Origin of the sequence: Streptomyces sp. NBC_01571, from assembly GCF_026339875.1 — a bacterium.
In the GTDB taxonomy this organism is placed as follows: Bacteria; Actinomycetota; Actinomycetes; order Streptomycetales; family Streptomycetaceae; genus Streptomyces.
The window spans coordinates 3,797,584-3,816,607 of sequence record NZ_JAPEPZ010000001.1; the positions used below are offsets into that span (position 1 = coordinate 3,797,584).

General features: G+C 72.6%; 17 protein-coding genes. 3 read left to right on the forward strand and 14 right to left on the reverse strand.

Annotated features, from left to right (window positions below; all coding sequences use genetic code 11):
- The first annotated feature begins 37 nt into the window (after positions 1–37).
- Positions 38–1,564, forward strand: a complete 1,527-nt coding sequence (locus OHB41_RS17125) for an MFS transporter (RefSeq protein ID WP_266699072.1) — start codon at positions 38–40, stop codon at positions 1,562–1,564.
- Here OHB41_RS17125 and OHB41_RS17130 read toward each other — a convergent pair.
- From OHB41_RS17130 to OHB41_RS17150, 5 genes are all read right to left on the reverse strand, one after another.
- Complete coding sequence (locus OHB41_RS17130) at positions 1,526–1,885, reverse strand: MmcQ/YjbR family DNA-binding protein (protein WP_266699073.1); 360 nt, start codon at positions 1,883–1,885, stop codon at positions 1,526–1,528. The genes OHB41_RS17125 and OHB41_RS17130 overlap by 39 nt on opposite strands.
- Entirely contained in the window at positions 1,882–3,186 is a 1,305-nt protein-coding gene (locus tag OHB41_RS17135) for a hemolysin family protein (protein WP_266699075.1), read from the reverse strand. Before OHB41_RS17135 ends, OHB41_RS17130 begins: the two co-directional genes overlap by 4 nt.
- Entirely contained in the window at positions 3,183–3,680 is a 498-nt protein-coding gene (ybeY, locus tag OHB41_RS17140) for an rRNA maturation RNase YbeY (RefSeq protein WP_148013894.1), read from the reverse strand. The genes OHB41_RS17135 and ybeY overlap by 4 nt, the downstream gene beginning before the upstream one ends.
- 12 nt (positions 3,681–3,692) lie before the next feature.
- On the reverse strand, positions 3,693–4,760 hold the full coding sequence (locus OHB41_RS17145) for a PhoH family protein (protein ID WP_266699077.1): 1,068 nt from the start codon (positions 4,758–4,760) through the stop codon (positions 3,693–3,695).
- A gap of 153 nt (positions 4,761–4,913) precedes the next feature.
- Entirely contained in the window at positions 4,914–6,023 is a 1,110-nt protein-coding gene (locus tag OHB41_RS17150) for a carbohydrate kinase family protein (protein WP_266699078.1), read from the reverse strand.
- A gap of 301 nt (positions 6,024–6,324) precedes the next feature.
- Here OHB41_RS17150 and OHB41_RS17155 point away from each other — a divergent pair, with 301 nt between their 5' ends.
- Positions 6,325–7,575 carry an MFS transporter gene (locus OHB41_RS17155; RefSeq protein WP_266699080.1) on the forward strand — a complete coding sequence of 417 codons (1,251 nt, stop codon included), beginning with the start codon at positions 6,325–6,327 and terminating at the stop codon, positions 7,573–7,575.
- A gap of 116 nt (positions 7,576–7,691) precedes the next feature.
- Here the strand turns inward: OHB41_RS17155 and OHB41_RS17160 are convergent, their stop codons facing one another.
- The 9 genes from OHB41_RS17160 to hrcA all read right to left on the reverse strand — a co-directional run bounded on the left by OHB41_RS17160 (position 7,692) and on the right by hrcA (position 18,047).
- Positions 7,692–8,684, reverse strand: coding sequence for an adenosine deaminase (locus OHB41_RS17160; RefSeq protein ID WP_266699082.1), 993 nt, complete (start codon positions 8,682–8,684; stop codon positions 7,692–7,694).
- Positions 8,685–8,704: 20 nt separating this feature from the next.
- Positions 8,705–9,610: a ribonuclease Z gene (locus OHB41_RS17165; RefSeq protein ID WP_266699083.1), complete on the reverse strand. Its 906-nt coding sequence runs from the start codon at positions 9,608–9,610 to the stop codon at positions 8,705–8,707.
- Positions 9,611–9,616: 6 nt separating this feature from the next.
- Positions 9,617–9,970, reverse strand: a complete 354-nt coding sequence (locus OHB41_RS17170) for a histidine triad nucleotide-binding protein (RefSeq protein ID WP_266699085.1) — start codon at positions 9,968–9,970, stop codon at positions 9,617–9,619.
- A gap of 128 nt (positions 9,971–10,098) precedes the next feature.
- On the reverse strand, positions 10,099–13,332 hold the full coding sequence (locus tag OHB41_RS17175; RefSeq protein WP_266699087.1) for a S41 family peptidase: 3,234 nt from the start codon (positions 13,330–13,332) through the stop codon (positions 10,099–10,101).
- 101 nt (positions 13,333–13,433) lie between these two features.
- A complete protein-coding gene (locus tag OHB41_RS17180; protein WP_266699088.1) occupies positions 13,434–13,826 on the reverse strand; it encodes a VOC family protein in 393 nt (130 codons plus the stop codon).
- A gap of 22 nt (positions 13,827–13,848) precedes the next feature.
- Entirely contained in the window at positions 13,849–14,598 is a 750-nt protein-coding gene (locus OHB41_RS17185; protein ID WP_266699090.1) for a 16S rRNA (uracil(1498)-N(3))-methyltransferase, read from the reverse strand.
- Positions 14,595–15,683, reverse strand: a complete 1,089-nt coding sequence (locus tag OHB41_RS17190; RefSeq protein WP_266699091.1) for a nitronate monooxygenase — start codon at positions 15,681–15,683, stop codon at positions 14,595–14,597. The genes OHB41_RS17185 and OHB41_RS17190 overlap by 4 nt, the downstream gene beginning before the upstream one ends.
- A gap of 210 nt (positions 15,684–15,893) precedes the next feature.
- Positions 15,894–17,030, reverse strand: a complete 1,137-nt coding sequence (gene dnaJ, locus OHB41_RS17195) for a molecular chaperone DnaJ (RefSeq protein ID WP_266699093.1) — start codon at positions 17,028–17,030, stop codon at positions 15,894–15,896.
- Complete coding sequence (gene hrcA / locus OHB41_RS17200) at positions 17,031–18,047, reverse strand: heat-inducible transcriptional repressor HrcA (protein WP_266699094.1); 1,017 nt, start codon at positions 18,045–18,047, stop codon at positions 17,031–17,033.
- Positions 18,048–18,253: 206 nt separating this feature from the next.
- Here hrcA and OHB41_RS17205 point away from each other — a divergent pair, with 206 nt between their 5' ends.
- Positions 18,254–18,991 (forward strand): MBL fold metallo-hydrolase, encoded by a 738-nt coding sequence (locus OHB41_RS17205; RefSeq protein ID WP_266699096.1) that lies wholly within the window; start codon positions 18,254–18,256, stop codon positions 18,989–18,991.
- The last annotated feature ends 33 nt before the right edge of the window (positions 18,992–19,024 follow it).

Here is a 19,024-nt window from a genome sequence, read left to right on the forward strand (position 1 = left end):
CTCCCCACGGATATTCCGACGGCCGCAAGCTCCTGTCATGGCCACCAAGACCACGACATCCGACCCCACGACTCGGTCCACGACCGGCACCACCCCCGATCCCGCCCGTCCCGCGCGCGGCCCCCGGCGCCCCGCCGGCGCCCGGCTGTCGGCCCGCGACAGACTCGTTCTCTTCGTGCTGTGCGCGGCTCAGTTCATGGTCGCGCTCGACTTCTCCGTACTGAACGTGGCCCTGCCCGTCCTCGGCACGGACCTGGGCATGAGCCGGTCCGCGCTGCAGTGGGCGGTCACCGCCTTCGCGCTGCCCTCCGGCGGCTTCCTTCTCCTGTTCGGCCGCATCGGCGACCTGTACGGGCGCCGCCGGCTCTTCCTGACCGGGCTCGCCCTCTTCGGTACCGCCTCGCTCCTGGCCACCTTCGCGTGGGACCCGGCGTCGTTCCTGGCGGGGCGGGCCCTGCAGGGCCTCGGCGCGGCGGCGATCGTACCGACGGGCATGTCCCTGCTGACGACGACGTTCCCGGAGGGCCCGGCGCGCGATCGGGCCCTCGGCATCTCCGGCACGCTCCTCTCGCTCGGCTTCACGGTCGGCATGGTGGCCGGCGGTGTCCTGACCGACGTACTGAGCTGGCGCTCCACCATGGGCCTGCTGTCGGTGTTCGCGCTGGTCGTGCTGCCGCTGGCGCCCCGCGTGCTTCCCCCCTCCCGCCCCCGGGACCCCAGGACCGGGGCAGCCTCCCCCGCCCCGGGCCGCTCGCGTCTGGACGTTCCCGGCGCGGTCACCGTCACCGGCGGCCTGCTGGCCCTGATCTACGCCCTGTCGACGGCGGCGGACCGCGGCTTCGGCGGCACGGACGTGATCGCGACCCTGGTCGTGGGCGTCCTGCTGCTCGCCACGTTCGGGTACGTGGAGTCCCGCGCCGCCGCGCCCCTGGTCAGCCTGCCCATGCTGCGCCGCTCCACGGTCGCGTGGGGCAACCTGGGCGGTCTGGTCACCTTCTCGATGATGTCGACGGTGGTCTTCGTGCTGACGCTGTACCTGCAGGAGACCCTCGGGCTCTCCGCCTTCGAGACCGGCCTGGTCTTCGGGGTGCAGGGCGTCCTGTCGGCCGTCGCCGGGGTGTACGCCCCGAAGGTCGTCGGCCGCTTCGGAGCCCGCCGCACACTGGTCGGTTCGCTGGCCGGCCAGGGCCTGTTCGTGGGTTCGCTGGTGCCGCTGAACGCGCACCCCTGGTCCGTCTGGCCGGCCACCGCCGCGGTCGCGCTGGCGAGCATGTGCCACCTCGGCGCGATCATCTCGTACGGTCTGACCGTCACCTCGGGTGTGCCCGACGAGGAACAGGGGCTCGCCACCGGGCTGGTGACCTCCACCCAGCAGGTCGGGATCACCATCGGTATCCCGCTCCTCGGCGTCCTCGCCACCACCTCGTCGGACCTGCTGGCCGGGGTGCACACGGTCCTCGCGCTGGACGCGGTCGTCGTCCTCGCGGCGGCGGCCCTGGTCGCGGCGGGACTGCGCCGCGGCGGCTCAGGGGCGGTCGAGCCGGAGGCGCTCGGCCTTCGGTAGACCGGCGACGACGAGGTCGTACGAGTCCTCGACCAGCTCCCGGACCAGGCGGTCCGGGAGTTCGCCGTCGGCGGTCACCGTGTTCCAGTGGCGCTTGTTCATGTGGTAGCCGGGGATGATCAGCCCGGGGTGCTCGCCGCGCAGCCGGATCGCGTCCTCCGGGGCGCACTTGAGGTTCACCGTCAGCGGGCGCGCGTCCAGGCTCGACAGGGCGAAGAGCTTGCCCAGCACCTTGAAGACCGAGGTCTCCGGGTTGAAGGGGAAGTCCTCGACGGCCGCGTTGAAGGAGAGGCAGAACGCGCGCAGCTGCTGGGGGGTCATTCCGGCTTCTCCTCCTCGCGGGGCTCCGCGCCGGCGGCCGGTTCGACGAGCACGGTGACGATCTTGTTCCGGCGTCCGGCCGCGGCCTCCGCCGTCAGCCGCAGCTCCCGCCCGTCGGGCAGCTCGACGACCGAGGAGGCCCCGGCGATCGGGACCCGGCCGAGCGCCTTGGCGAGCAATCCGCCGACCGTCTCCACGTCCTCGTCGTCGTACGCCTCGAAGCCGTACAGCTCGCCGAGGTCGCCGATGTCGAGGCGCGCGGTCACCCGGTAGCGGTCGTCACCGAGCTCCTGGACCGGCGGCAGTTCACGGTCGTACTCGTCGGTGATCTCGCCGACGATCTCCTCCAGGATGTCCTCGATGGTGACGATGCCCGCCGTGCCGCCGTACTCGTCGATGACGACGGCGACGTGATTGCGCTCCTGCTGCATCTCGCGCAGCAGGTCGCCCGCGTTCTTGGTGTCGGGCACGAAGGTGGCGGGCCGCATGGCCGTCGACACGAGCTCGGACTCGGCGTCGCGGCTGATGTGCGTCTTGCGGGCCAGGTCCTTCAGGTACACGACGCCGACGATGTCGTCCTCGCTCTCCCCGGTGACGGGAATGCGCGAGAAGCCGGAGCGCAGGGCCAGGGTGAGCGCCTGCCGGATGGTCTTGTAGCGCTCGATGACGACGAGGTCGGTGCGCGGCACCATGACCTCGCGTACGAGGGTGTCGCCGAGTTCGAAGACGGAGTGCACCATGCGGCGCTCCTCGTCCTCGATCAACGACTCCTTCTCGGCGAGGTCGACGAGCGCGCGCAGCTCGGCCTCGGAGGCGAAGGGGCCGCGCCGGAAGCCCTTGCCGGGTGTCAGCGCGTTGCCGATGAGGATGAGCAGGGACGGGATCGGGCCCATGATCCGCGCGAGCGGCAGCAGGACGTACGAGGCGACGGTCGCCGTGTTCAGCGGGTGCTGGCGGCCGATGGTGCGCGGTGAGACGCCGACGGCGACGTAGGAGACGAGGACCATGACCCCGATGGCGACGCCGAGTGCCTGCCAGGTCTTGTCGAACTCCTGCAGGCAGGCGTACGTGACGAGCGCGGCGGCGGCCATCTCGCAGGCCACGCGGACGAGCAGGGCCACGTTGAGGTAGCGGGTCGGGTCGGCGGCGACCTGCGCGAGGTTGGCGCTGCCCCGCCGGCCGCCGCGTACGGCCTCCTCCGCGCGGAAGCTGGAGACGCGCGCCAGGCCCGCCTCCGCACAGGCGGCGAGCCAGGCGACGACGACCAGCAGGACGGCGCCGAGAACGAGTTGAGGACTCATGACACGGTCGGGGCCGGTGAGGGGCCCGTCATGCCCTTCTCCGCGCGCCAGCCGTCCACGATGGCCGCCTGGAGACCGAACATCTCGGCCTTCTCGTCGGGCTCCTCGTGGTCGTAGCCGAGCAGGTGCAGCACTCCGTGGACGGTGAGGAGCTGGAGCTCCTCGTCCATGGAGTGCTGCGTCGGCGCGTCCTTGCCCTGCCGCTCGGCGACCTCCGGGCACAGCACGATGTCACCGAGCAGGCCCTGCGGCGGCTCGTCGTCGTCCTTGGACGGCGGGCGCAGCTCGTCCATGGGGAAGGACATGACGTCCGTGGGACCCGGCAGGTCCATCCACTGGATGTGGAGCTGCTCCATGGCGTCGGCGTCCACGACGATCACCGAGAGCTCGGAGAGCGGGTGGATGCGCATCCGTGCGAGCGCGTAGCGGGCGATGTCGAGGATCGCCTGCTCGTCGACCTCGGTTCCGGATTCGTTGTTGACGTCGATCGACATGCTGGTGCTGGTCTACTTCCCCTTGTGTCCGGCGTTGCCGCGGCCCTTGTGGGAGCCGTTCTCGGTGCCGTTCTCGCTGTCGTACTTCTCGTACGCGTCGACGATACGGCCGACCAGCTTGTGCCGTACGACATCGTGGGACGTGAGCCGCGAGAAGTGCACGTCGTCGAGGCCGTCCAGGATGTCCTGGACCTGGCGCAGACCCGACTTCGTCCCGTTCGGCAGGTCGACCTGCGTCACGTCACCCGTGATCACGATCTTCGATTCGAAGCCGAGGCGGGTGAGGAACATCTTCATCTGCTCGGCGCTGGTGTTCTGGGCCTCGTCCAGGATGATGAAGGCGTCGTTGAGGGTACGGCCACGCATGTATGCGAGGGGCGCGACCTCGATCGTCCCGGCCGCCATCAGCCGTGGGATCGAGTCCGGGTCGAGCATGTCGTGCAGCGCGTCGTACAGCGGGCGCAGGTACGGGTCGATCTTCTCGTAGAGCGTGCCGGGCAGGAAGCCGAGGCGCTCGCCCGCCTCCACCGCCGGGCGGGTCAGGATGATGCGGTTGACCTGCTTGGACTGGAGCGCCTGCACGGCCTTCGCCATCGCGAGGTAGGTCTTGCCGGTGCCGGCGGGGCCGATGCCGAAGACGATGGTGTGCTTGTCGATGGCGTCGACGTACCGCTTCTGGTTGAGCGTCTTGGGTCGGATGGTGCGGCCGCGCGAGGACAGGATGTTCTGCGTGAGCACTTCGGCGGGGGTCTCCTCGCCGTCGCCCTCCCCGTTCTCGCTCGCCCTGAGCATGGCGATCGAGCGTTCCACTGCGTCCTCCGTCATGGGCTGCCCCGTGCGGAGCACCAGCATCATCTCGTCGAACAGGCGCTGGACGAGAGCGACTTCACCGGCGTCGCCGACCGCACTGATCTCGTTGCCCCGGACGTGGATGTCGGCCGCCGGGAAGGCCTTCTCGATCACGCGCAGCAGTGCGTCTCCGGAACCCAGAACAGTCACCATGGGGTGCTTGGCCGGGACGGTGAAGTGCGCGCGCGCCTGCCCCTGAGCGGGGCTGTGAGCTGTGGGTGTCTGAGTCATGGGCCGGCTCTGTAGGCCTGCTTTTCCTCCTTGATCGGCACGCTTGCCACGGGGGCAGCCTTGCGCCTCCAAGGGTACGTCTCCGCACTGACGGAGCCGTAGGGCTTTTCGTCACCTCTCCCTGCGGCCTCGCCCTTTTCTCCCGGGCACGGTTCACACCGACCGGCCGAACCCGATCGTCGGCACCGCCCGCCGCAGCGGCCACGGCCGTGTCACCTCCGGCAGCAGGCCCTCCAGGAAGGCGTACCGGCGCAGGGCGGCCGGATCCTGGTCGTCGACGGACTGGACACGGCGCCACCAGGCCGCGATCTCGGACCAGCCGGGGGCGGAGAGGGAGCCGCCGAACTCCTGGACGGACAGGGCGGCGGTGAGGCCGGCGAAGGCGAGGCGGTCGGCGAGCGGCCAGTCGGCGAGGGTGCCCATCACGAAGCCGGCGACGAAGACGTCCCCGGCACCGGTGGGGTCGAGGGCCTCGACGTCGATGGCCGGAACCGCTGCGGTCTCGCCGGTGCGGCCGTCCACGGCGTAGGCGCCCTCGGAACCGAGAGTGACGACGGCCAGCGGTACGTGCTCGGCCAGCGCGTGCGCCGCGGCCCGCGGACAGCGCGCGCCGGTGTAGCGCATCGCCTCCTCGGCGTTCGGCAGGAACGCCTCGCAGTGTTCCAGGTCGGCGAGGCCCGCCAGGTCCCAGCGGCCGGTGTCGTCCCAGCCGACGTCCGCGAAGATCCGGGTGCCGGCGCGGGCGGACTCGGCGATCCACTGCGCGCGCGTGCCGGGCGCCAGGGAGGCGACGGCGGCACGCGCGCGGGGGGCGTGTTCCGGGGCGGTCTCCACCGGCGGCGGCTCGTGCCCGTGGCTGACCATCGTCCGCTCACCCTCGTAGGCCATCGACACGGTGACCGGCGAGTGCCAGCCGGAGACGGTGCGCGACGGGGAGAGGTCGATGCCCTCACCCTGCTCCAGGGCGTCCCAGCAGTACTCGCCGTAGTGGTCGTCCCCGAAGGCCGCCGCGAGGGAGGTCTTCAGGCCGAGGCGGGCCAGTGCCGTCGCCATGTTCGCCACCCCGCCGGGGCTCGACCCCATGCCGCGGGCCCAGGACTCCGTCCCGCGCACCGGGGCCGAGTCGAGCCCGGTGAAGACGATGTCGAGGAAGACGGTGCCGGTGAGGTAGACGTCCCAGGGCGGATCCTGGGGGGTGCGCAGACCGGCGAGCGGGTCGACGTGGGGGTGGCTGAACGGTCGCTCTCCGTTGGACGCGATCACGGTGCGCTCCCTGACGTGGTGCGGATTCAGGCCAGTGTGCACCAATTGGCTCGCGGGACGGAGTGGACCCCGCGGAGGCGTCCGTCGCGTAGCGAGCCCTTCGAACGAACGGCGCCGGCGGACGGAAAGCCGCGTGTCTACCCCGCCTTCACCGCACCAAACAGAACGTGACCCAGATCACGTCGCCCCACCTGTTTCCGGCCCGGGGCCGCTTGATACAAATTGCCCGCGCGTTCCTGTCCGTCGACAGCCGCCCAACCCCCTCATCGAGCCGCTTCTTTCGCATGCCCTGGGAACGCCCGTGTCCGCCCGCACCACCCTGCCCTGGCCCCTCGTCGCCCTTTTCACGGCCGGGTACCTCGCCCCGTACCTGCTGCCGACCACCGTCGGCAGACTGAACGCGGGCCTCCCCCTCTCCGCCACCGAGGCCGGCTGCGTCGGCAGCGTCCTGCTGCTGAGCTCGGCGACGGCGGGCTTCCTGCTCGCCTCCCGCGTCGACCGCTTCGGCCCGCGCCGGCTGGCCCGCGCCGGGCTGCTGCTCGCCGCCGTCGGCTACGGCAGCGCCGCCCTCACCACCACCGTGCCGCTGGTCGTGGCCGGCGCGATCGTCGGCGGCCTCGGCTCCGGCACGGTCACCACCGTCGCCGCCACCGGGATCGCCGCCCAGCGCGACCCGCACCGCACCACCACGCTCGGTCTGCTCGGCGTCTCCGCCCTCGCGGGCACGCTGTACCTGACGATCCCGCACCTGGGCCCGGGCCACGGCCAGCCGCTGGCCGCGATCGCCGTCACCGCGCTGCTCGTCCTGCCCACGACCCGGCGACTGCCCGCCCGCGCACCCGCCGCGCGGACCCTGCGCGCAGGCACCCCCCTTCCGCACCCCCGCGCCGGGGTCGTCCTCGCCGTCGCCATGCTCTGCTGGTCCCTCGCGCAGAACTCCCTGTGGGGCGTCAGCGGCCGCATCGGCCTGACCCAGGCGGGGTTGAGCGAGGTCACCGTCGGAGCGGTCTTCGCGGCGGCGCTCGGCGCCGGGCTGCTGGGGGTGATCGGGGCGGGCGCGCTCGGCCCGCGCCTCGGCCGCGCGCTGCCCATCGGGGCGGGCACCGCGCTGATCGCGGGCTGTATCGCGCTCAGTTCGGCCGCCGACGACCTGCCGTCCTTCGCGACCGGCGAGATCGCCTGGAACACGCTGTACCCGGTCGTCCTGTCCTACGTCATCGGGCTCGCCGCGTCCCTGGACCAACGGGGGCGCTGGGCGGTCCTGGTGGGCTCCGCCTCCTCGCTCGGCACGGCCTGCGGCCCGCTCTCGGGCAGTCTGCTCTCCGCGCGGACGGGCTACCCGGGGATGGGCGTGATCCTGGCCCTCGGCCTGCTCCTGCTCACCGTTCCGATGACGGCGGTGGCCCTGCGCACCCGGCGCGGCACCCCGCAGGAACACCCGGTGGTGGAGATCCCGCTGGAGACCGCCGAGGCCCGGCGGGCGGCGTACGGCACGGCGGGCCCCCGGCAGACCGCCGCCGCGTCGGCGGGGCCGGGACCCGGACCGGGCTAGTCCCCGGACCGAACCGGGCGCGCGGCTCGCGGCTCGCGGCTCGCACCCAGCGGCTCCATTCGAAGTGGGCACCGCTCCGGGTCGGCCCGGTCCAGGCGGGCCCGGTCCAGGCGGCTCTACCCGAACTCGTACGCCTCGACCTCGGCGAGGTAGCGCGCCCGTCGCTCCTCGTCGTGGTCGAGGAAGGACGCCACGAACGAGTTGCGCGCCAGTTCCCGCATCCGCTCGCGGTCCAGACCGAGCGCCTCGTGCACCGCGTGGAAGGTGTCGCCGACGTACCCCCCGAAGTAGGCGGGGTCGTCGGAGTTGACGGTGCACAGGAGCCCGGCGTCCAGCATGGCGGGCAGGGGGTGGTCCTCCAGGACGTCCACGGCGCGCAGCCGTACGTTCGACAGCGGACAGAGCGTCAGCGGCACCCTGTCCCGGACCAGCCGCTCGACCAGCTCGGGGTCCTCCATGCAGCGCAGCCCGTGGTCGATGCGCTCGACGCCGAGGACGTCCAGCGCCTCGGTGATGTACGCGGGCGGCCCCTCCTCGCCCGCGTGCGCGACGCGTCGCAGCCCGAGGGCGGCGGCCGCCTCGTACACCTCGCGGAACTTGACCGGCGGGTGTCCGACCTCCGCCGAGTCGAGGCCGATGCCGACGATCCGGTCGAGGTACGGCCGCGCGGCCTCCAGCGTCGCCATCGCCGACTCCGCGGACTCGTCGCGCAGGAAGCACATGATCAGCTGGGTGGAGACGCCGTGCGTGTCCTCGCTGCGGGAGAGCGCGCGGGACAGCCCCTCGACGACCGTCCCCATCCCGACCCCGCGCGCGAGGTGCGCCTGCGGGTCGAAGAAGATCTCCGCGTGCCGGACGCCCTGCGCGGCGGCCCGCGCGAGATACGCGTCGGCCAGGTCGGCGAAGTCCTGCTCGGTCCGCAGGACGGCCATCAGCTCGTAGTACAGGTTCAGGAACGACTGGAGATCGTCGAAGAGATACGCCTTGCGCAGCTCCTCGGTGTCCGCGTACGGGAGCGTGACGCCGTTGCGCGCGGCGAGCTCGAAGGCGAGTTCGGGCTCCAGGGTGCCTTCGACATGGAGGTGCAGTTCTGCTTTGGGGAGGGGCATCAAAGCATGGTACGGGCGTTTTATGAGCGCTTCGGAACCGGCACCCGCATCAGATCGTGCGCCACGCTCAGTTCCCCGTCGAACCCGGCGGCCCGCGCCTGCCGCTCGAACTCGTCGGGATCGGAGTACCGCTGGCTGAAGTGCGTGAGCACCAGATGCCGTACGCCCGCGTCGCGTGCCACCCGGGCCGCCTGACCGGCGGTCAGATGCCCGTGGTCGGAGGCGAGCCGGTGGTCCTCGTCGAGGAACGTCGACTCGATGACGAGCAGGTCGCAGCCCTCGGCGAGGGCGTCCACCCCCTCGCACAGCCGGGTGTCCATGACGAACGCGAACCGCTGCCCGCGCCGCACCTCGCTGACGTCGTCCAGACGGACTCCGCCCAGGGATCCCTCGCGCTGGATCCGCCCGACGTCCGGCCCCTTGACGCCGTGCGCGGCGAGCCGCTCCGGCAGTATCCGCCGCCCGTCCGGCTCGACCAGCCGGTAGCCGAAGGACTCCACGGGGTGGGAGAGCCTGCGGGCCTCCAGGGTGTAGGAGGCCGTGGCCGCGAGCACGCCGTCCGTGTCGACCGGCGCCTCGGTGAGCGCGACGGTCTCGCGGTACGCGGTGGCGTACCGCAGCCGGTCGAAGAAGCGCTGCCCGGAGCGGGGGTAGTGCGCGGTGACCTCGTGCGGCACACGGTCGAGGTTGATGCGCTGGATCACCCCGGCGAGCCCGAGCGAGTGGTCGCCGTGGAAGTGCGTGACGCAGATCCGGTGCAGGTCGTGCGCGGCGACCCCGGCCCGCAGCATCTGCCGCTGGGTGCCCTCGCCGGGGTCGAAGAGCAGCCCCTCCCCGTCCCAGCGCAGCAGATAGCCGTTGTGGTTGCGGTGCCGGGTCGGGACCTGGCTGGCGGTGCCGAGGACCACCAGTTCACGTACGGACAACGCCGGTCACCCCGGTGGCCACTGCATGCCGCGGCCACCGAGGAGGTGCGCGTGCGCGTGGAAGACGGTCTGTCCCGCACCGCTGCCGGTGTTGAACACGATCCGGTAGCTGTCCAGCTTCTCCTCGCCCGCGATCTCACCGGCCTCGCGCAGCACGTCCGCCGCGATCCGTGGCTCGGCGGCCGCCAGCGACGCCGCGTCCGGGTGGTGCACCCTGGGGATGACCAGGATGTGGGTGGGCGCCTGCGGGTTTATGTCGCGGAAGGCGAGGGTCGTCTCGCTCTCCCGGACGACGGTCGCCGGAATCTGCCCCGCGATGATCTTGCAGAACAGGCAGTCGTCCTGCGGTTCTCCCGCCATGCGTGTCCCTCCTCGTGCCGGCCGGCCCCGGTGTCCCGGACGGCGTCGGTCCCTGCGTCCGCACGGCGCCGGCCATCCCGCCGCGCACGGCGCCGATCATTACGCCGTGCATGCTATCGGCACCCTCGTCAGCCCAGCTCCGGGAGCGGCGGCGGGGTCTTCGCCGGGTTCTCCTCCAGGGCCGCCAGCGCGATCCGGATCGCCTCGTCCAGCTGGACGTCGCGGCCGGCGGCGTGGTCCTGCGGGGCCTGGACGACCTCGACGTCCGGGTCGACGCCGTGGTTCTCCACGCCCCACCCCTGCCCCTCCAGCCAGAACGCGTACTTGGGCTGGGTCACCAGGGTGCCGTCGACGAGCCGGTAGCGGCTGTCGATGCCGATCACACCGCCCCAGGTGCGCGTGCCCACCACCGGACCGATCCCGAGCGCCTTGACCGCCGCGTTGACGATGTCCCCGTCCGAGCCGGAGAACTCGTTGGCCACGGCGACGACGGGACCGCGCGGCGCGTCCTCCGGATAGCTGTACGGCCGCATCCCGCGCGGCAGGTCCCAGCCCACGATCCGCCGGGCGAGCTTCTCGACGACCAGCTGGGAGGTGTGGCCGCCGCGGTTCTCCCGCACGTCCACGACCAGCCCCTCCCGGGCCACCTCGATCCGCAGGTCCCGGTGGAGCTGCGCCCACCCGGAGCCGACCATGTCCGGCACGTGCAGATAGCCCAGTCGGCCCCCGGAGCGCTCGTGGACGTACGCCCGCCGGTCCGCGACCCACGCGTGGTAGCGCAGCGCCTCCTCGTCGGCGAGCGGGACGACCACCGCGTGCCGGGGATCTCCGCCGCCGGAGGGGGAGACCGTCAGTTCGACCGGCTTGCCCGCCGTGCCCACCAGCAGCGGCCCTGGACCGGTCACCGGGTCCACCGGCTGCCCGCCGACCTGGACGATCGCGTCCCCGGCCCGCACCGCTACCCCGGGCGCGGCGAGCGGCGCCCGTGCGTCGGGGTCGGAGGTCTCCGAGGGGAGGATCCGGTCGATGCGCCAACTGCCGTCCTCGTGACGGGAGATGTCCGCCCCGAGGAGTCCCTGCGCCCGGTCGCCGCCGGCCCAGCCGCCGCGCGGGGACACGTACGCGTGCGAGGTGCCCAGTTCGCCCTGCACCTCCCAGAGCAGGTCCACCAGGTCGTCGTGGGTGGCGATCCGGTCGAGGACCGGCCGGTAGCGGTCGAGTACGCCCTCCCAGTCGGCCCCGCCCAGATCGGGCCGCCAGAAGTTGTCCCGCATCAGGCGGCCCGTCTCCTCGTACATCTGGCGCCACTCGGCGGCCGGGTCGACCGTCTGGCGGATCCGCGAGAGGTCGACGGTGATGTTGGTGTCGCTCTCGTCGTCGTTCGAGGCGCGGCGGTCGCTGGGGACGAGCTTGAGCTTGCCGTCGGTCCACAGCAGGACCCGCTTGCCGTCGCCGGTGACGGCGAAGTGGTCGGCGTCCGCGGCGAGATGCTCGATGCGGTGCTGGGCCAGGTCGTACCGCTCCAGCTCGGTCTTCGGGTCCGGGTCGTCCGGAGTAGCGCGGGAGGCACCGAGCACACCGCGGACCGGGTGGCGCAGCCACAGCAGCCCGTCCTTGGCGGCCCGCAGCGTCGAGTAGCGGGCGGCCTCGACGGGGAACGGGACGATCCGGTCGCCGAGTCCTTCGAGGTCGATCCGGGTCGCGGGGGTGCCCTCGCTGTCGGGCGTCTCGGCCCCGCGGCCCTCGGGGGCGTCGAAGGCGCGGCCGTGCCGCTGCGGTCCGAAGGGGGACGGGGTGGTCGCGGCCAGCGTGATCAGGTGCGGGCGGGATCCGCCCACGAACGCCAGGTCGAAGACGTGTTCGTCGTAGACCGGGTCGAATGCGCGCGCGGAGAGGAAGGCGAGGTGCTTGCCGTCGAGGGTGAACGCGGGCGCGTAGTCGCGGAAGCGCAGCGGCGTCGCCTCGGTGACCGACAGGTCGGCGGTGTTCGCCAGTTTCAGCTGGCGCAGCGGACGGGGGCCGGGGTGCGACCAGGCGAGCCAGGCGGAGTCCGGCGAGAAGACCAGCCCGCTGACGTCCCCGTCGGCGCTGCGGTCGACCTCGCGCACCTCCCCGGTCTCCCGCTCGACGAGCAGTACCCGTCCGTCGTGCGAGGCGACGGCCGCGCGGCTGCCGTCGGGTGCCATCGCGAGCCCGAGGACGCGGCCGAGCCGGCCCGCGGCGAGCCGGCGCGGGGTCGCTCCGGGGGCGGTCCCGGTCGCCGGGGCGAACTCCAGCGCGTCGTCGCCCGCCGCGTCGGTCACCCACACCACGTACTCCTCGCCCTCCACCCGGAAGGTGCGCGGCAGCCGGGCGCGCACGCCGGGCCGGGCGGCGAGCGCGCGGGCCGGACCGGAGCGGTGGGTGATCCAGTGGACGGAGCCGCGCACGGAGACCGCGCTGCCGCGTCCGGTGTGGTCGGGCGCGGCGGCCGAGAACCAGCGGGACGCGCTGACGGGGTGCGGCTGCTGGCCGACGCGCTGTCCGCCGAGCCGGATGTCGAGTCTCCGCGGCTCGGCGCCGTCCAGGTCGTCGAGCAGCCACAGTTCACCGGCGGACGCGTAGACGACCCGGGTGCCGTCGGTCGCCGCGTGCCGGGCGTAGAAGCCTCCCTCACCGGGGGTGTGGCGGCGCAGGTCGGAGCCGTCGGCGAGGGACGAGTAGAGGGCCCCCACCCCTTCGTGGTCGGACAGGAACGCGAGCCGCTCCCCCGCCCACAGGGGGTATTCGAGGTTCCCGTCCAGCTCTTCGTGCAGGCGTACGAACTCGCCGTCGCCCTCGCGGTCGATCCACAGCTTGCCCGCCGTGCCGCCGCGGTACCGCTTCCACCAGGCCGCCTCGCGTCCCATCGGGGCGGACAGGAGCAGCACGCCGGGCCCGCCGTACGCGACATCGCCGACCGGCCCGTACGGAAGGGTGGTGGCGGGACCGCCGTCGAGCGGGACGGCCCGCGCCCAGCTGCGCCGCAGGCTCGCCTGGCCCTGGGTGCTGAGGGCGAGCACCTGTCCGTCCGGCGTCCAGCCGCGCACCTGGGTCCGCGGATTCCCCCAGTACGTCAGCCGTCTGGCCGCTCCGCCCGCCAGCGGGGCCACGTGCACCTCGGGCGCCCCGTCCCGGGCGGAGGTCCAGGCGACGCTCTCACCGTCGGGCGAGATGCGCGGGTGGTTCACCGGGACGTTGTCGGCGCTGACCCGCCAGGCCCGGCCGCCGCCGTCGAGGGGAGCGGCCCAGACGTCGTCCTCGGCGGTGAACGCGACCAGATCGCCACGCAGATGCGGGAAGCGGAGGTATCCGGATGATACGGACGATGCAGACTGTGTCACCCGATCACCCTATGCAGCGACAGCTCACCCGGAAAGGGGTTTGGATCACTTGCCCCGGCCGGGGGCCACCGGCGGGCGGGCGGCGTGCGCGAGGGCGTGCCTCAGTTGCGCAGGAGCAGCCACTCCTGGAGTTCCACGAGGTTGCCCTCCGGGTCCTTGAGGTGGGCCACGCGCATACGGTCGGTCATCGGAGCGGGGCCGTGGGCGATGACGCCGCCGCGCGCGACGACCCCGGCGCAGTACGCGTCGAGGTCGTCGACGCGCAGGACGACCAGGGAGCGGTGGCCCGTCGCCGAATCGCCCAGCTCGCCGAGGATCCGGGCCATCATGGCGCGGTCCTGGAGCGCGATGCCCGCGGAGCCGGTGGCGGCACTGAACTTCTCGTACGGTCCCTCGGCCGCCCCCGACTGGGGCTTGAGGCCGAGGACTTCGGCGTAGAAGCGGTAACAGGCCGGGAAGTCGGCGACGAGCAGCCGTACCTGGGCGAGTTCCAACGCATCCCCCGTGGGTGTTCGTTCAGGACCAGCGGCCGGTGCGCCCCAGCAGCAGCGCGGTCGCCGCGGTCCCTGCGGTCGACGTACGCAGCACGCTACGCCCCAGCCGGTACGCCTTCGCACCCGCCTGCGCGAAGAGGTCCAACTCCTCGGGGGAGACGCCCCCTTCAGGTCCCACGACCAGAACGATCCTTCCGGACGAGGGCAGTTCGGCCGTGGCGAGCGGCTCGCTGCCGTACTCCCGGTCCTCGTGCAGCACCGCCGCGAAGTCCGCTTCGGCCAGAAGTGCGGCGACCTGCTTGGTCGTCGCCGCGTCCGCGACCTCCGGGAAGCGCACCCGGCGGGACTGCTTGCCGGCCTCGCGCGCCGTCGCCCGCCACTTGGCGAGCGCCTTCGGACCCCGGTCGCCCTTCCACTGGGTGATGCAGCGCGAGGCGGCCCAGGGGACGATCGCGTCCACCCCGGTCTCGGTCATCGTCTCCACGGCCAGCTCGCCCCGGTCGCCCTTGGGCAGGGCCTGGACGACGGTGATACGAGGGGACTGGGGAGGTTCCTCGGCGAGGGAGTCGATGCGGACGGTCAGCCGGTCCTTGCCCTCGGCAGCGACGACGACGCACTCCGCCCAGCGTCCGGCACCGTCGGTGAGGACGACGTCCTCACCGGCCCGCAGCCGCTTCACGGAGACGGCGTGCCGGCCCTCGGGGCCGTCGAGGACATGGTGCCCCTCGCCGTCCACGTCGAAGTGGTCGACCACGAACACCGGTGCCGTCATCGGTCCGTACCGCCCGCTCCGCCGGCCGCGGACAACGCTGTCCGCGCCGCGTCCAGCTCGGCGCACAGCACCTCCACCAGTTGCCCCGCGGACAGTTCACGGGCCATCCGGTGCCCCTGTCCCGCCCACAGGGCCATGCCCTGCGCGTCGCCCGCTTTGGCCGCGGCCTTGCGCAGCGGGGAGGTGAGGTGGTGGACGTCGGGGTACGCGGCGGGCGCGTACGGACCGTGCTCCCGCATGAAGCGGTTGACCAGGCCGCGCGCGGGGCGGCCGGAGAACGCGCGCGTCAGCTCCGTGCGGACGAAGAGGGGGTTGGTCAGGGACTGCTTGTGCACGGCGTGCGCGCCGGACTCCGGGGTGGCGAGGAACGCGGTGCCCAGCTGCGCCGCGTCGGCGCCCGCGGCGAGCACGGCGGCGATCTGGCTGCCGCGCATGATGCCGCCGGCGGCGACGACCGGGATCTGCACGGTCTCGCGGACCTGGGCGATCAGGGAGAGCAGTCCGATCCCCGTGCCGTCCGTCTCCGGGTTGTCGCGGTGGGTGCCCTGGTGACCGCCGGCCTCCACGCCCTGCACGACGACCGCGGCGGCCCCCGCCCGCTGCACCGCGAGCGCCTCCTCGGCGGTGGTCGCGGTGATCATGGTGAGCGTGCCGACGCGGGCGAGGGAGTCCAGGACGTCACGGGTGGGGCAGCCGAAGTGGAAGGAGACCACCGGCACCGGGTTGTCGAGGAGGACCGCGAGCTTGGCGTCGTAGCCGTCGTCGCGGCCGCTGTCCGGATCGCCGAGGTCCGTCTCGTACCAGGTGGCCTCACCGGCCAGCTGGTGGGCGTACACCTCGACGGTGGCCGGGTCCGCGTACTCGGCCTGCGGCATGAAGAGGTTGACCCCGAAGGGCCGGCTCGTCAGCCCGCGCAACTGCTTGATCTCCTGGTACATGCCGTCGGCGGTCTTGTACCCGGCGGCGAGGAACCCGAGCCCGCCGGCCTCGGACACGGCGGCCGCGAGATGCGGGACGGAGACCCCGCCCGCCATGGGGGCCTGCACGATCGGGTGAGGGAAGAGATCGGTCAGTGCGGAGGACATGACGGCATGTTGTCACGTCCTCCGAACAAGTCCGAAATCCGGCCTTCCCCCCGCCGCGGGCCGCCGGGACGGACGGTCCACGGCCCTGTTCCGCCCTCGCGGCCGCCCCCTGCTCGTCCCGGTCCGAAGGCCGCCGCCCCCGGACCCGCTTCGGCCCGAACGGCCCCGTCCTGGAACGCCGGACGGGCCGAAACGAGCCGACGCCCGGGGTCAGCGGCCGTTGAACGCGTCCTTCAGGCGGGAGAACAGGCCCTGCTGGCCCGGCTGGAACTGCCCGGTCGGACGCTCCTCGCCGCGCAGCTGTGCCAGCTCCCGCAGCAGCCGCTCCTGCTCGGGATCGAGCTTGGTGGGCGTGGTGACCTCGACATGCACGATGAGGTCGCCCCGGCCGCCGCCGCGCAGATGCGTGACGCCGCGCCCGTGCAGCGGGATCGACTGCCCGGACTGCGTGCCGGGCCGGATGTCGACCTCCTCCAGACCGTCGAGGGTCTCGAGCGGCACCTTGGTCCCGAGCGACGCCGCGGTCATCGGAATGGTGACCGTGCAGTGCAGGTCGTCACCGCGGCGCTGGAAGGTCGAGTGCGGCAGTTCGTGGATCTCGACGTAGAGGTCACCGGCGGGGCCGCCACCGGGCCCGACCTCGCCCTCGCCCGCGAGCTGGATCCGGGTGCCGTTGTCGACGCCCGCCGGGATCTTCACCGTGAGCGTGCGCCGGGACCGGACCCGCCCGTCGCCCGCGCACTCCGGGCACGGGGTCGGCACGACGGTGCCGAAGCCCTGGCACTGCGGGCACGGACGGGACGTCATGACCTGGCCCAGGAACGACCGTGTGACCTGGGACACCTCACCACGTCCGCGACACATGTCGCAGGTCTGGGCGGAGGTCCCCGGCGCGGCGCCCTCACCGTTGCAGGTGGCGCACACGACGGCCGTGTCGACCTGGATGTCCTTCGTCGTGCCGAAGGCGGCCTCGTCCAGCTCGATCTCGAGCCGGATCATGGCGTCCTGGCCGCGCCGCGTGCGCGACCGGGGGCCCCGCTGCGACGCCGTGCCGAAGAAGGCGTCCATGATGTCCGAGAAGTTGCCGAAGCCACCGGCGCCGAAGCCGCCCGCGCCCGCGCCGCCCGCCTGGGACAACGGATCGCCGCCGAGGTCGTAGACCTGCTTCTTCTGCGGGTCCGACAACACCTCGTACGCGGCGTTGATCTCCTTGAACCGCTCCTGCGTCTTCGGATCGGGATTGACGTCCGGATGCAGCTCGCGCGCGAGCCGCCGGAAAGCCTTCTTGATCTCGTCCTGGGACGCGTCGCGGCGCACGCCGAGCACGGCGTAGTAGTCCGTGGCCACTTAAGACTCCGCCAGGATCTGTCCGACGTACCGTGCCACCGCTCGTACCGCTCCCATCGTTCCCGGGTAATCCATGCGGGTCGGTCCGACCACGCCGAGTTTGGCTACTGCCTCGTCGCCCGAACCGTAGCCGACGGAGACCACGGACGTGGAGTTGAGTCCCTCGTACGCGTTCTCGTGACCGATCCGTACGGTCATGCCCGAATCCCCTGCCTCCCCAAGCAACTTGAGGAGCACGACCTGTTCCTCCAGCGCTTCGAGCACCGGTCTGATCGTGAGGGGAAAATCATGTCCGAAGCGGGTCAGGTTCGCGGTGCCGCCGATCATCAGGCGCTCCTCGGTCTCCTCGACGAGCGTCTCCAGAAGGGTGGAGAGCACTGTCGCGACCGTACCCCGGTCGTCCGCCTCGAAGGCGTCCGGCAGGTCCTGGACCAGCGGCGGGACGTCCGCGAAGCGGCGGCCCGCGACCCGGCTGTTGAGCCGGGCCCGCAGATCCGCCACGGACGTCTCCCCGAACGGCGCCGGACAGTCGATCATGCGCTGCTCGACCCGCCCGGTGTCCGTGATCAGGACGAGCATCAGTCGCGCGGGAGCCAGGGACAGCAGCTCCACGTGCCGCACGGTCGATCTCGTCAGCGACGGGTACTGCACGACGGCGACCTGCCGCGTCAGCTGCGCGAGCAGCCGCACGGTCCGCCCGACGACGTCGTCGAGGTCGACGGCGCCGCCCAGGAAGTTCTGGATGGCCCGCCGCTCGGGTCCGGTCATCGGCTTGACGCCGGCGAGCTTGTCGACGAAGAGCCGGTAGCCCTTGTCGGTGGGGATGCGCCCGGCACTGGTGTGCGGCTGGGCGATGTACCCCTCGTCCTCCAGGGCGGCCATGTCGTTGCGGACCGTGGCCGGGGAGACCCCCAGCTGGTGCCGCTCCGTCAGTGCCTTGGAACCGACCGGCTCCTCGGTGCCGACGTAGTCCTGGACGATGGCGCGCAGCACTTCGAGTCTGCGTTCACTCAGCACCGCGCACACCTCCAGCTGTCGGTCCCTCGTCGCCTCGCTTGGCACTCAGCGCGTGCGAGTGCCAGCATTCCCCGGCCCAGTGTACGGCCGGTGGGTACGGCCCCGGCAAGGGCGGGCCCGCGATCTTGCGCACGTATGCCGACGTGTCCCGCGATGTCTCACCGGCGTCCGCCCTCCGGCCGGCGCCGCGGCACTAGCGTCACCGTATGAAGGTGACTTGGGAAGAGCCGGGGTGGGAGGAGCTGGCTCCGCACGTGGGGCGGCGGCGGCTCGCGCGCTGGGACTGCACGGCGGGGCTGGTGGTGGGCGGGAGCGCGGCGCTCATGGTCGACGCGGGGGCGAGCCTCGGGGAGGGCGCACGGTTGCGCGCCGAGGCGCGACGGCTCCTCGGCCCGGACCGGGACGTGACGCACCTCGCACTCACCCACCCGCACTTCGACCATGTCTTCGGCGCGGCGTCGTTCACGGACGCGCAGGCGTTCGGGGCGGCGGGTCTCGGCGCGGTGTTCGCGCACGAGGGCGCGGAGCTGCGCGTGGACGCCGTACGCCACGGCCTGGACCCGCGTGACGCCGCAGAGGCCGCGGACGCCCTGGTCCCCCCGCGGCACTCCGTGTCCGGCGAGCGGACGCTCGACCTGGGCGGCGGTGTGCGGGCCCTGCTGGCGAACGTGGGTCCTGGCCACACCGCGCACGATCTGGTGGTCCTGGTGACCGGGGCGCCCGGCTCACCGGAGGTCGTCTTCTGCGGGGACCTGGTGGAGGAGTCGGGCGAGCCCCAGGCGGGTCCCGACGCCGTCCCCTCCCACTGGCCGGCGGCGCTGGACCGGCTGCTCGGTCTGGGCGGCGAGGAGGCGGTGTACGTGCCCGGTCACGGGGCCGCGGTGAATGCGGCGTTCGTCCGGGCTCAGCGGGACGCGCTGGCGACACGTTTCGGCGTGTCGTAGGGATCTCACCGTCACCTCCCCGCCGGTTCTCCT